Here is a 13290-nt window from a genome sequence, read left to right on the forward strand (position 1 = left end):
GTGTCGTGAAAACTGGGAACAAGATTGCAATGACAAAGCACAAGCAATTCATCACAGTTGGGCGGTCAACCATCGCCTATCTGATCTCCATGGTTGCGGGCGCAATGGCACTGTTTCCTGTTCTGATGGCCGAAACCGCAGGCAGCGCCTCAAATCACAGGATTTTCGATAGCATCGCTGAGTTTGCGCTAGCTGAACTGGGCGCTGCCTGGTTTGGCCTTCTGTTTTTCGCGTTGCCGGTGCTGCCGCTCTACATTGTCGGAATGATCATCGCCAAAAAAATCGGCACGGCGCACTGGCTTTATTTCACAACGATGGGCATCGCGCTGCTCCTGTGCGTTTGGGCGAGTGTGACCCTTCTGTCTTCGATTCCCAGTGAGCGGGCAGTCTTTACATTTAATGCGTTTGTCCAGCTCGTCGTGCCCATTGGAGCGGTGAGCGGTCTCGCTTGCTGGCTCTTTCTTTACTTCACGTGGTCGCGTGAGCCCGCATAAATGGCCACCTGCGGAAGACGCAATTCCGGCGTCGAAGCTTGCGCCTCACACGCCGGTATAAAGCAGAATCGGTCAAACCAGTGAAGACAGACTCACTGATCGCCAGGCAACAAATGCTCCACTACTCGCTGGCTTTGATCCAGTTGCCCATCGTGATCGAAGTGCAGCACGATCAGCCAGTTATACACACTACCGGGCCACTGTTTGTGGCCGAGCAGTTTTTTGGAGTCACCCCCGAAGTCGTCGATCATGTTGCCGAGTTCGCCGTGATGCCACGCGATCAAGACGACCTTCGCACTGCTCTGTTGATGAAGCGATTGCACCAGATCGTCCGCCTCATCGTCGCTGTAGTTCTGCTGGATAGGCAATTGAAGGCGCTGCGAAAGTGGCGTCAAGGTCAGACGGGGACGATCGCTGTGCTTGCTGTCCTCGGTTGCGATCAGTACTTGCGGCGTGAGCTGCTGGCCGCTTAGCTCCAGTGGATCGAAATAGTCCGCATAAGCCACTGCGCGTTGCTCGCCTTGCTGACTCAATCCAGAACCGCTGTCAGGCTTTTCGGCGTGACGTACGATCAGCACCGTCGTATCCGCGAGGCCATCTTGTTGTTTGTGATCGTCGGCCCATCCCAGCGCGGGAAGAAAACACAGCAAGAGCAACAGCAATCGATTGCGCATATCCTGTCTCCGGAAGAAAAAATAAGGATAGCGTGCCAATGATCTGTGAAACTCTTTTGACGATATCGTCGACTTATGCGTCGCATGTGAACTATGCGGCCTGAGCGCGGAGATTTCACTAAAGGCGCATAACCAATGCTTCATTAACGAGCTGTCACTACCACATCTGCATATAAAAGTTGAACACCGAAAATGAAAACCTTCGCTATAGATGAAGCTCAAGGAACTCTCAGATACCACGACCTCCCCGGGCCAGGAACACCTACCCTGTTCATCCACGGACTAGGCTGCGCATCCTCCTGCGATTACCCAGGCGTGGCGACAGCCCCAGCTTTAGCAGGGCATCGAATGCTGCTGGTCGACTTGCTGGGCTATGGCTTTAGCGACCGCCCGACCGACTTTGCCTACACCGTCGAGGACCACGCACAAACGATCGTGGCACTCGCCGATCATCTTTCACTTTCAGCGCTGAACCTGTTCGGTCATAGCATGGGCGGCGCGGTTGCCATCGCTGCGGCTCGCGTGCTCGGTGAGCGTGTAGGGCGTCTGGTGCTTAGCGAACCCAATATGGAGCCCGGCGGTGGGTTCTACAGCAGAAAAATCGCGACGTTCTCAGAGGCCGACTATGTGTGGACGGGGCACGCAGAACTGATAACGGCATCCGCGAAAGATGGCGACGACATCTGGGCCGCTTCGATGCTGGTCAGCGCCCCCTATGCAGTGCATCGAGGCGCGGCGTCGCTCGTGGAAGGAAGTGATCCCAGCTGGCGCGAGCAACTCTTTGCCATGACGATGCCGAGAACGGTTGTGTTTGGCGAACGCTCGTTGCCCGACGCGGACACCGAGCGTCTTCCAGCAGGAGGCGTGAACATTGCCATTGTCGAAAACGCAGGACACTCGATGGCCTGGGACAATCCCGCGGGCCTCGCGCTGGCTATCCGGCACGGGCTCGGATAGCCAGAAAACGAACGACAACAAGCACACCGGCGCATCGAAGTCGGGTGTCCGACGTAATGCGCCGATGCCGGAGCCAGTCTCTAACTCAAACAAGCACCGTGGATACTAAAAGCGCGTCCGAATGCCCACAGTCGCTGCAACTTGATTGCCGGTCGAGGCTTGTGACAAGCCATTGATATATGCGCCCTCGAACGCAGTGCCGGCGGCGCCGTACGCGTGTTGATACACGCCCTCGAGATAGACATCCGTGCGCTTGCTGAACGAGTAGTCCGCCATCATCGTTACTTGATGCCACTTCGGATCCACCGAACCTGTGCCAGTGTTAAACGCACCTTGAGTGAACGTGTAAGCGCCGGCAAGCGAAATCGCAGGCGTCAGCGAGTAGTGCACGTTGACTTCATAGTTGTCGAAGTGCAGCGTGTTGAACGATTGCGCGATCGTGGAGTTTGCACCGGGCTGGGTATTGTCAAACAGGGTATGCGTCCATAGCAGACCGACAATGGCTGGACCGAATGTGTAGTTTCCGCCCACCCCCATTACGCGCTGGCGCGCTGCAGGGAAGCTCACAAAGTCGTTGTCCGTCAGCGCGCCACCTGCGGTCAAACCACCGCTATTGAGCTGGAGGTATGCGGCGGCCAGGTTGATCGGGCCGTTTCCATAGGTCACTCCGAAGCTATATGCGCGATTGTTCGAGAAACCGCCAGCCGCGTTGCTGAAGCCGTACTGCGCCTCCGCCTGCAGTCCGTTGTACGTCGGGCTCGCGTACTTGACTGAGTTGTTGATATAGAACGAATCGTCGATATTGTCGTTGTCGAACGGATGCGCGGCCAGGTTGTTGCCATCGCCGTTATTCGCCAACGCAATCGCCCCGAGATTATCGACCACAGCGTCGTACTGACGACCAAGCGTCAACGTTCCGTATTGGTCGCTTTGCAGACCAACGTAGGCCTGGCGGCCGAACATCGTGCCCGAGTAGGTTTGTCGGCCATTCTGGATGTTAAAACCGTTTTCGAGCCGGAAGATTGCATGCAGATTGCCGCCGAGATCTTCACTGCCCTTGAGGCCCCATACCTCGTTCGACAGCATGCTGCTTTGTTCCTGCCACGCGTTGTGGCCACCTTGATTGTTCGTATAGACGATACCTGTGTCGATCAAACCATAGAGGGTGACGCTGCTCTGCGCATGAGCCGCCACTGCAAAGACCGACAAGGTTGCTGCGCCAACAAGCTTGCTTCTCACTTTCTTATACTCCACGAATTTCCTTGATTGTTTGCCGAAGGCTCGGAGAGTTTATGGAGAATGGCGCCTCAATTCATCGAAAAAGTTTCGGTCTTCTTGCAAAATTCACGTAAAAGCGCGACACCCATTTCTGGGTGTCGCAAGCTTGCTCAAGAGAACAAACGGGAAGCCGGGAGCACAGCGGCCGCCGCGCTTAAGACCCTGACGTCTTAACGAGCACCGGCTGAGTACGATAAACAGCCGGGAACATCTGCTTCAGATAACCGACCTTCGGCAGATCGTTGATCGCGATATACGGCTGGTCCGGATGCAGCGTGAGGTAGTTCTGGTGATAACTCTCTGCCGGATAGAAGCCCTTGAAGGCCTCGACGCGCGTAACAACCGGTTGCGCGTACGCATGTGCGGTATTCAGTTGCGCAATGTAGGACTCGGCGATATGACGCTGGTCCGCATCGACCGCAAAGACCGCCGAACGATATTGCGTGCCGTGATCCGGGCCCTGGTAATCGAGTTCGGTAGGGTTGTGCGCGACCGAGAAGAATATCTGCAGCAGACGGCCGTATGCGATCTGCGTCGGGTCGTACGTGATCCGTACCGACTCCGCATGCCCGGTATCGCCTCCGCTCACTGTCTCGTACTGCGCGGTGTCGGCCGCGCCGCCGGAGTAGCCCGAGGTCACTTGCGTCACGCCGCGCACATGCTGAAACACGCCCTGTACGCCCCAGAAACAGCCGCCCGCGAACACAGCCGTTTCGCTGTGCGTCGCGGCGACGTGTTCGTCGACGGTGGGCGCGGGAATCTTCGTCGCTTCTTCGACGGAGTTCGCCATGCCGTGCCAGGCCAGTGCGCCGATAGCGACAGCAAGTGCGCTGGCGATGCGGGCGCCCGGCGAACGGACCCAGCGACGCGCACGGTTAAGAGAAGTTGAGGTCACGATTGCTGCTCCTTGAGTGATCAATGTACTGCGCGACGTTTAACCGAACGTGAACGCATACGCTTCGACGCCGGGGTCCAGAAACTCGATGGTGAACGTGTGGTCGGCGACATCGCCGGTTTGCCGCACCAGTTGATACAGACGCTGTTCCGTCACCGTGCCGGTGCCGTCGGCGGTCGTGTCGGTGCCGTGTGCAGCACCGGGCGCCGCGCCGTCGACGCTCACGCGGAACCGCACCGGCTTGCCGTCCTTGCCTGGGCCAAGCACCAGATGCAGGTCGCGTGCGTGGAAGCGGTAGACGATGCTGCCGTTCGCGTGATCGAGCGTCGCGTGTTCGCCGCCGACGTTCCACGTGCCGGCCAGCCCCCAGTCGTTCACCGCGGGCTGCGCAGGCGCGGCATACGTATGCGGACGATCCTTCGTTTCGCCTCCTGCCGACGCGAAGTTTTCCGCACGGTTGTACCCGATGTAGGTTTCCGGCGATTGCATGTCGGCGTCGTCGGCAGCGGCCTGCACACCTTGCGCGTTACCGGTCAGGCCTGTTGCGACGTGTTCCGCGCCGGCGTGTCCGGCTTCCGCGAGCAGTTGCTGAATCACTTTTTCCGAATGCGCGTAGTCGCCTTCGCCGAAGTGGTGATAGCGGATCTGCCCTTGCGCGTCGATGAAGTAGTGCGCCGGCCAGTACTGGTTGCCGAATGCGCGCCAGATCGCGTAGTTGTTATCGATGGCGACCGGGTAGTCGACGCCGAGATCGTGGGCGGCCTGCTTCACGTTGCCGATATTGCGTTCGAATGCGAACTCCGGTGCATGCACGCCGATCACGACGAGCCCCTGATCGCGGTACTTCTGCGCCCACGCTTTCACATACGGCAGCGAGCGCAGGCAGTTGATGCACGAGTAGGTCCAGAAGTCGACCAACACGACCTTGCCGCGCAGCGCCTGGGTGGTGAGCGGCGGCGAGTTTAGCCATTGCACGGCGCCCGTGAGGCTGGGCAGCGCACCTTCGACAGGCAGCGTAGGCAACGGTGCGTCAGAGGCCGCGACCGGATCGGCGGCACGCATCATCGCTCCCGACGATCCGTTCGCCGCGTTGTTGCCGTCGGCATCGGCGGTACGCTGCATGGCAGGGTTCGTTGCCGTCATCGCACCACCATCCGCCGCATTACCCGACCCCACCACACCCGCTGCATTCGCATTCGGTGACAACCGGTCCACCAGACGCTGTTCGAGACCACCGGTAGCGATCGTCGACAGCCGTGTCAGCACGCCGGTATCGAGTCCGAGCGCGATCGCCGCGACGCCGGCCAGCATTGCAACGCCAATGCCACGCCGGATCCATTCGCCGGCACCCAGCGAGCGCTTCATCGCAGCAAACACCTTTCCGCCGATCAGCAGCGCCACCGCCAGCGAGGTCGCCGCGCCCGCAGCATACGCAGCCAGCAGAATCGTCGTACCGACGCTCGCGCCGCGCAATGCGGCGCCCGTCAGCAGCAGGCCGAGAATCGGGCCGGCGCAGGGCGCCCACAGCAGACCCGTCGCGATGCCGAGCAGGAACGACGACCCCGCGCTTGCCTTGCGGTCAGCCTGAGCGAACTCGGTGAGCCGGCTACCTGCGTTCACGAGCGGGCGCATCAGACGCTCGGCGAACTTCGGCAGCAGCAGCGTCAGGCCGAACACGGCGAGCAGCACGATGGCGAGCCACCGTCCGTACTGGTTGGCCTGCGTCACCCAGCCGCCGCCGACGGCCGCCAGCGTCGCGACGAGCGCGAACGTGAGCGCCATGCCCGCGAGCAATGGCAGGCTGCTGCGCACGAACGGCTGGTCGGCGCGCGAAAATACAAACGGCAACACCGGCAGGATGCACGGACTCAGGATGGTGAGGACGCCTCCCAGGTAGGCCAGGACGATGAGGAGCATGGTGGTTCCGTTCGGGGTTCGGGGTGTGAGGTTTAGTCAGGGCTTCAGGTAGCGGCCGGCGTGAAGGTCAGCGCGACGCCGTTCATGCAGTAGCGCAGGCCGGTCGGCCGCGGACCGTCGTCGAACACATGGCCGAGATGCCCGCCGCAGCGCACGCAATGCACTTCGCTGCGGGTCATGCCGAACGAGCGGTCTTCACGCGTCGTGACCGCATGATCGAGCGGCGCCCAGAAACTCGGCCAGCCCGTATGGCTGTCGAATTTCGTGCGCGAGGCGAACGCGTCGAGCCGGCAGCCCGCGCAAGCGAACGTGCCCGCGCGATGTTCATCATTGAGCGGGCTGGTGTACGGCCGTTCGGTCCCTTCCTGGCGCAGCACCATGTACTGGGCGGGCGTCAGCACGCGGCGCCATTCGGCGTCGGTGTGGACCACGGTGAAGGTTTCCGCTGCCGGTGCGGTGTTCTGGGCGGCCGCGAGGCCACGCCAGCGGGTGAGGGCGAACAGCGCTGCGGCGGCGCTACCGCCTGACACCAGAAATCGTCTCCTGCCTTGCATGATGCGCTCCTTGCTGGACCCGGCGGGTCGATGTCGGCATCGTATGCCCGGCGCGATACCGAAGTCCTCACAGAAAGTTAAATTAAATGTGATACTTCGGCGCGCCGAATTTCTGCACAATGACAGCCTGTCCCCGTTGTTCCTGCGCGGTTCGCGCCGCGCCCGAAGGCCCCCATATGGATCAACCGAAGCGCGTACTGATCGTCGAAGACGACGTCGACATTGCCGACGTGCTGAGCCTGCACCTGCGCGACGAACGCTATGAGGTCGTCCACAGTGCGGACGGCAACGAGGGCCTGCGCCTGCTCGAACAGGGCGGCTGGGATGCGCTGATCCTCGATCTGATGCTGCCTGGCGTCGACGGTCTCGAGATTTGCCGGCGCGCCCGTGCGATGGCGCGCTATACGCCGATCATCATCACGAGCGCGCGTTCCAGCGAGGTGCATCGCATCCTCGGTCTCGAACTCGGCGCCGACGACTACCTCGCCAAACCGTTCTCGGTGCTCGAACTGGTTGCGCGCGTGAAGGCGTTGCTGCGGCGCGTCGATGCGCTGGCGAAGGATTCGCGCATCGACGCAGGGACGCTCGAACTCGGCAGTCTGACCATCGATCCGCTCGCGCGCGAAGTAGCCGTCGACGGTCGGCGCATCGAGCTGACGCCGCGCGAATTCGACCTGCTGTATTACTTCGCGCGCCATCCGGGCAAGGTGTTCTCGCGTATGGATCTGTTGAACGCGGTATGGGGCTATCAGCACGAGGGCTACGAACATACCGTCAACACGCATATCAACCGGCTGCGCGCCAAGATCGAAGCGGACCCGGCGCAGCCGGTCTGCATCCTGACCGTATGGGGGCACGGCTACAAACTCGCCGCTGGATCGAAAGAAGGCGCCAAAGACGCACCCGATGCCGCACCGAAGGATGCGCCGTGAATCTGACGCTTACCCAACGGCTGTCGATTGTCTTCGCGGCGCTGCTGCTCGCGTGTTGCGGTGCGTCGGCATGGCTGCAGATCCGTTCCAGCGATCTGCACGAGAAAGAGGTCGTCCAGGGCCTGTCGCGTGGGCTCGCGCAGCACATCGCGCAGAGTGCGCCACTGATGGACGATAACGGCCTGCGTCCCGATGCGGTGCGGCGCCTGTTCAGCCAGTTGATGGTGGTGAATCCGAGCGTTGAGGTGTATCTGCTCGACAGCGAAGGTCATGTGCAGGGAGACGATGCGCCGCCTGGTCATCTGAAGCGCGAACAGGTCAATCTCGAGCCGCTGCGGCGCTTTATCGCTGGCGATACGCTGCCGATTCTCGGCGACGATCCGCGCAGCGTCGATGGTCGCAAGGTGTTTAGCGCCGCCCCGTTGCGCATGAACGGGCAGGCGCCGGCCGGCTATATCTACGTGGTGCTGCTCGGCGAGGCACACGACGAACTCGCGGCGCGCGTCGCGGCCAGTTCGGTGTTGCGTACGACGTTGTGGTCGATGGCGCTTGTAGCACTGCTCGGGCTCGTCGCGGGGCTCGTGGCGTTCCGTTTGATCACGCGGCCGTTGCGCCGGCTCACCGAGGCGATGCGGCATTTCGATGCCGACGGCGAGCCACGTGTGCCACCAGTCGCTGTTACATCGGCGGGAACGCCGCGCGTATCGACGCTCGGGCGCGGCGACGAAATCGTGGTGCTCGAAACGGCGTTTGCGCAAATGGCCGAGCGCATCGGCGAACAGTGGCGCGCGCTGACGCGCCAGGACCAGCAGCGGCGCGAACTGGTCGCGAACATTTCACACGATCTGCGTACGCCGCTCACGTCGTTGCATGGCTATCTGGAGACGCTGTCGCTGAAGTCCGACACGCTCGGCGAGACCGAACGCAAGCGCTATCTGGCCATCGCGCTCGCGCAGAGCGTGAAGGTCGGTGCGCTCGCGCAGGCGCTGTTCGAACTCGCGCGGCTCGAATATGGTTTCGTGCAACCTGTGCTCGAAGAATTCTCGCTCGTCGATCTCGTGCAGGACGTGCTGCAGAAGTTCGAACTACCTGCCGAGGCACGCCATGTCCGTCTACGCGCTGATGTACCGCAGCGCGTGCCGAACGTCAGCGCCGATCTCGGCATGATCGAACGTGTGCTGACCAATCTGCTCGATAACGCGATTCGCCACACACCCGCCGACGGTACGATCGATATCGCCCTCACGAGCCGCGAAGGCAGGGTGACGGTGACGGTCAGCGATACCGGGCCGGGCATTCCCGAGGCGCTGCGCGAGGGCCTCTTTCAGCGGCCGTTCAGCTCGGGCGGCGCGCATCGTGGCGGCGGACTGGGATTGCTGATCGTGCAGCGCATGCTGCAGTTGCATCGCAGCGAGATTCGCCTGATCGAACGCGCGGGTCCGGGCACGACGTTCTCCTTTGAACTGGCCGCAGCGGGTGTTGCAACCAACGGCGCATAAGTTGCGCTCAAGCATTTGCTGCGCCCTCGTAGTAGCGATGTAGACCCTCTACATCATCCAGACGCGACGCACTACGAATCGCGCGGACCAAACATCGTATCTGCCCGATAGGGCCCGCAGTAGAATTGCTGCACACCGGCGCGCCGAATCGAGTGCGCCTGGGAACCCCACACGATAAAAATGTCACGGAGACTTCATGGAACGACCCAGTTTCATTCGTCATTGGACCGAGCTGGAGGGCGCGGACGACTCGCACTACACGGGCGATACCGAGCTGATGGCGATCGGCGCACCGCTTGCCAATGCGCTCGGACTTACGCGCATCGGGATTCACCACAACCGGCTGCTGCCTGGACGTCGTACCTCGTACCCGCATGCGGAAAGCGCGGAAGAGGAGTTCGTCTACGTGCTCGAAGGCACACCGGATGTCTGGATCGACGGTCATCTGCATGCACTGAAGCCTGGCGATTCGGTTGCGTTTCCAGCCGGCACCGGGATTTGCCATACCTTCCTCAACAACACGGAGCATGAAGTCCGTTTGCTGGTGATCGGCGAAACGCCTAAGGATGAAAACCGCATCCGCTATCCGAAGAACGAAGCGCATGAGGCCAAACGTCCTGATCGCTGGATCGACTGGCCGGTACGCGAGATAGGGCCGCATGACGGCAAGCCGACCCGCAATAAAACGTAAAACCGATCGAGCGTCTATTCATAGCAGTTTTTATTGTTTCCCCGCACCTGTTGGCGCCGATACGGTATACGGCAGCCGTTTTCATTCAACAGGAGGTCCGTTCGCGGGCCAGCAGGGAAACCCGATGACAACCGATCATGAACGCGCAGTGAAATTCGCCTACTGGGTGCCGAATGTCAGCGGCGGCCTCGTGGTCAGCAAGATCGAGCAGCGCACGAGCTGGGATATCGATTACAACCGCCGGCTCGCGCAGACCGCCGAGCGCAGCGGCTTCGAGTACGCGCTATCGCAGATCCGCTTTACCGCGGGATACGGCGCCGAGTATCAGCATGAGTCGGTCGCGTTCAGCCACGCGCTGCTCGCCGCCACCGAAAAGCTCAAAGTCATCGCGGCTATTCTGCCAGGGCCGTGGCACCCGGCGGTCGTCGCGAAGCAGCTTGCCACCATCGATCAACTTACCGGCGGCCGCGTCGCGATCAATGTGGTGAGCGGCTGGTTCAAGGGCGAGTTCACCGCGATCGGCGAACCTTGGCTAGAACATGACGAACGCTACCGGCGCTCCGAGGAATTCATTCGCGCAGTGAAGGGCGTCTGGACCGAAGACGACTTCACGTTCAAGGGCGATTTCTATCGCTTCAACAACTACACGCTCAAGCCGAAGCCATTACAGCAACCGCATCCGGAAGTGTTCCAGGGCGGCAATTCGGCAGCCGCGCGGCGCATGGCTGCAGCGGTGTCGGACTGGTACTTCATGAACGGCAATTCGCTTGAGAATCATCGCGCGCAGATCGACGAGATACGCACCGCCGCGGCCGCGCAGGGACGTACGGTGCGCTTCGGTGTCAACGCGTTCATCATCGCGCGCGATAGCGAGGACGAAGCGCAGCAGGTGCTGCACGACATCGTCCGACATGCCGATACCGAAGCCGTGAACGCGTTCGGGCATGCGGTCAAACAGGCGGGCAGCGCTTCACCGGAAGCGCAGGGCATGTGGTCGAACTCGAAGTTCGAAGACCTGGTGCAGTACAACGATGGTTTCAAGACTGGCTTGATTGGCACGCCAGAACAGATCGCGGGCAAGATCGTTGCGCTAAAGGCGATTGGTGTCGATCTCGTGCTCGGTGGCTTTCTGCACTTCATCGAAGAGGTCGAGTATTTCGGCAAGCGCGTGTTGCCGTTGGTGCGTGAGCTGGAAGAGGCGGGGGCTACTGCGGAGACTGCGTAGGCGCAGGTCCTGAGTTGACCTGGACGGCGCCTACACGTCGTCCGAAAATTTCACAACGATACCGGTGCCCGTCCCCAACCGGTTGACCGCAATCCGCCAGCCGTGTGCGATTGCAATCTCACGACAGATCGCTAGACCCAGCCCCGCACCGTCGTGCCGTGCGCCCGGCGCGCGCCAGAATCGTTTGAACAGAAACGGCAGATGCGCGTCGTCGATGCCAGGTCCCTCGTCGCGGATCTGGATCGAGCGGCCGTCGATAATCATGCGCACCGTGCTCCCAGCCGGCGATACGTTGATCGCGTTCTCGACCACGTTTTTCAGCAGGATGAAAAGCGCGCTGCGATCTGCCCAGATCGACAGCGTGGCGGCCGCGCCTTCCAGTTGCAGCCCGACATGCAGCGCTTCGGCCTTGCGCGACAGATACGTGAGCACGTCCTGAGCGACTTCGGCGGGATCGATCGCGCCGAAGCTGAAGTTCTGCGCTTCGCTGACTTCCGCGAGATGCAGCAGTTGCCGCACCTGCCGCGCCATCAGATCGACCTCCTGTAGCAGCGGTTCCTTACCCTGAATGTCACTCTGCAGCTCGATCTGCCCGCGAATCAACGTGAGTGGCGTTTGCAATTCGTGCGCAGCCGAGGCGAGAAACTGCTGTTGCACGGTAAAGCCGTTTTCGAGCCGGTCGAGCGCCGCGTTGAACGCGTCGATGAGTGGGCGGATCTCGTGGGGAATGTCGCGTGTCGACAGGCGTGTCGTCAGGTTGCGCGGCGTGATGAGCGCCGCGGCATCCGATACGTTGCGCAGCGGCCGGAGTATGCGGCGCAGTGTGATCGTCAGCGACAGCCCGAAGATGATCGTCGCCGCGAGGAACGTCACATTCACGATGCGCGGGAATGGTTTGATCTTTACTTGTACGCTGATGGCGTTCAGACGCGTGCTCATTGCGGTCTGCACGCGAAATACGGTGCCTGCGTGCACGATCTGCAGGGTGGCGACGTAGAACGGGCGACCGTCGATAGTCGCTTCGTCGACTGTCGGCGGATGTCCGCTGCGCGGCACGTTGAGCCAAGGCGGGCCGCCCGCGTCCGGCGACGCGAGCAGCACGGTACCGTGCGTATCTGTCACGCGGTACTTCACTTCGGTCGGCAACGACTCGAACATCCACGCGGGCGGATCGGTGAGCTGCACGGACACGGGGCGGCCCGCCGCATCGAAGACGAGTCCGTCCGCAAGGTGCCGCACGGCTTCGAGTTGCCCGTGCTGGCCGATCACCTGCTGCGGGAAATTATTCACCGCGTACAGAACGAGCGCGGCGAGCAGGCTCAGGCACACGGCCAGTGCAACGACGCTCGTGATCCACAGTCGCGCCGACAGGCTGTGCACCCAGCGGTGCAGCATCACGACGATACGCGGACCGGCAGACGGCCGCGCGGACCGGTCGTCCGTGCGGGTTGGCGGCGCGGCTGAGGCCTCAGGCTTCGGCGCCGGCATGCAGTGCGAACCCCGTACCACGCACGTTGACGAGCCGGGTCAGCGCGCCGAGTGTCGTCAGTTTCTTGCGCAAGCGATGCAGCGTGACCTCGAGTGCGTTCGGCGTGACCGCTTCGCCGAGACCCCACGCTGCGTGTTCGAGCACACCGTGTCGGACCGTGCGCCCGCGGCATGGATGAGACACAGCATGATCTGCAGTTCGGCCGGCGCGAGCAGGACAGAATCGGCGCCGCAACGGAGCGCACGCTGTGCGGGGTCGATCGTCAGGTCGGCAAACGACACCACCAGCTCGGCCAGCGCCGGTGGCCGGCGCATCAGCGTGCGGACACGTGCGACCAGCTCGCTCATCGCGAACGGTTTGGTCAGGTAGTCGTCGGCGCCGCTCTCCAGCCCGTCGATGCGGTCGTGCAGCGCGTCGCGCGCCGTCAGCATCAGGGCGGGCGTCATGTCGCCGGCGGCGCGCCGTGAGCGTAGCAACGCGAGTCCGTCGCCGTCGGGCAGACCGCGGTCGACGATCAGCACCGCGTAGTGCGCGAGACTCACGCCATACTCGGCTTCGGAGAGACTGTGAAACAGATCGGCCTCGATGCCCGCTCCCGATAGCGCCTCGCGCACCATCGCGGCGAGGCGTTCGTGGTCTTCGATCAGGGCGACTCGCGACATGGCGCTTTGCTCAATTGAACCGG

Annotated in this window: 12 protein-coding genes and 1 pseudogene; 6 read left to right on the plus strand and 7 right to left on the minus strand. The window is 61.9% G+C overall.

From position 1 onward, the window contains the following. The first annotated feature begins 29 nt into the window (after window positions 1-29). A complete protein-coding gene (locus tag FNZ07_RS17170) occupies window positions 30-494 on the plus strand; it encodes a hypothetical protein (protein ID WP_091010295.1) in 465 nt (154 codons plus the stop codon). Between the two features lie 92 nt (window positions 495-586). Here FNZ07_RS17170 and FNZ07_RS17175 read toward each other — a convergent pair whose 3' ends face one another. Next, a complete protein-coding gene (locus FNZ07_RS17175; protein ID WP_211367956.1) occupies window positions 587-1207 on the minus strand; it encodes a hypothetical protein in 621 nt (206 codons plus the stop codon). Between the two features lie 153 nt (window positions 1208-1360). Between FNZ07_RS17175 and FNZ07_RS17180 the strand changes: the two genes are divergently transcribed. Continuing rightward, window positions 1361-2125: an alpha/beta fold hydrolase gene (locus FNZ07_RS17180; protein ID WP_091010298.1), complete on the plus strand. Its 765-nt coding sequence runs from the start codon at window positions 1361-1363 to the stop codon at window positions 2123-2125. 105 nt (window positions 2126-2230) lie between these two features. Here FNZ07_RS17180 and FNZ07_RS17185 read toward each other — a convergent pair whose 3' ends face one another. The 4 genes from FNZ07_RS17185 to msrB all read right to left on the minus strand — a co-directional run bounded on the left by FNZ07_RS17185 (window position 2231) and on the right by msrB (window position 6769). After that, entirely contained in the window at window positions 2231-3364 is a 1134-nt protein-coding gene (locus FNZ07_RS17185; protein ID WP_091010914.1) for a porin, read from the minus strand. Between the two features lie 193 nt (window positions 3365-3557). Next, the gene (gene msrA, locus FNZ07_RS17190) at window positions 3558-4298 is read right to left on the minus strand and encodes a peptide-methionine (S)-S-oxide reductase MsrA (protein ID WP_407670602.1); all 741 of its coding nucleotides are present in this window, start codon (window positions 4296-4298) and stop codon (window positions 3558-3560) included. Window positions 4299-4337: 39 nt separating this feature from the next. Next, window positions 4338-6215, minus strand: coding sequence for a cytochrome c biogenesis protein DipZ (locus FNZ07_RS17195; protein WP_091010301.1), 1878 nt, complete (start codon window positions 6213-6215; stop codon window positions 4338-4340). A gap of 44 nt (window positions 6216-6259) precedes the next feature. Then, a complete protein-coding gene (gene msrB, locus FNZ07_RS17200) occupies window positions 6260-6769 on the minus strand; it encodes a peptide-methionine (R)-S-oxide reductase MsrB (protein ID WP_091010303.1) in 510 nt (169 codons plus the stop codon). Window positions 6770-6945: 176 nt separating this feature from the next. Between msrB and FNZ07_RS17205 the strand changes: the two genes are divergently transcribed. The 4 genes from FNZ07_RS17205 (at window position 6946) to sfnG (ending at window position 11116) form a co-directional block, all read left to right on the plus strand. Beyond that, window positions 6946-7701, plus strand: coding sequence for a response regulator transcription factor (locus tag FNZ07_RS17205; RefSeq protein WP_091010305.1), 756 nt, complete (start codon window positions 6946-6948; stop codon window positions 7699-7701). Continuing rightward, window positions 7698-9200 (plus strand): sensor histidine kinase, encoded by a 1503-nt coding sequence (locus FNZ07_RS17210; RefSeq protein WP_091010306.1) that lies wholly within the window; start codon window positions 7698-7700, stop codon window positions 9198-9200. The genes FNZ07_RS17205 and FNZ07_RS17210 overlap by 4 nt, the downstream gene beginning before the upstream one ends. A 196-nt stretch (window positions 9201-9396) precedes the next feature. After that, window positions 9397-9891: a cupin domain-containing protein gene (locus FNZ07_RS17215; RefSeq protein ID WP_091010308.1), complete on the plus strand. Its 495-nt coding sequence runs from the start codon at window positions 9397-9399 to the stop codon at window positions 9889-9891. A 124-nt stretch (window positions 9892-10015) separates the two neighbouring features. Continuing rightward, a complete protein-coding gene (gene sfnG / locus FNZ07_RS17220; RefSeq protein WP_091010309.1) occupies window positions 10016-11116 on the plus strand; it encodes a dimethylsulfone monooxygenase SfnG in 1101 nt (366 codons plus the stop codon). Between the two features lie 30 nt (window positions 11117-11146). Here sfnG and FNZ07_RS17225 read toward each other — a convergent pair whose 3' ends face one another. Further along, on the minus strand, window positions 11147-12604 hold the full coding sequence (locus FNZ07_RS17225) for an ATP-binding protein (protein WP_322788632.1): 1458 nt from the start codon (window positions 12602-12604) through the stop codon (window positions 11147-11149). Beyond that, window positions 12585-13267 (minus strand): annotated as a pseudogene (locus FNZ07_RS17230) (response regulator transcription factor). Before FNZ07_RS17230 ends, FNZ07_RS17225 begins: the two are co-directional and overlap by 20 nt. Window positions 13268-13290 lie beyond the last annotated feature (23 nt).

The organism is Paraburkholderia megapolitana, from assembly GCF_007556815.1.
GTDB classification, from domain to species: domain Bacteria; phylum Pseudomonadota; class Gammaproteobacteria; order Burkholderiales; family Burkholderiaceae; genus Paraburkholderia; species Paraburkholderia megapolitana.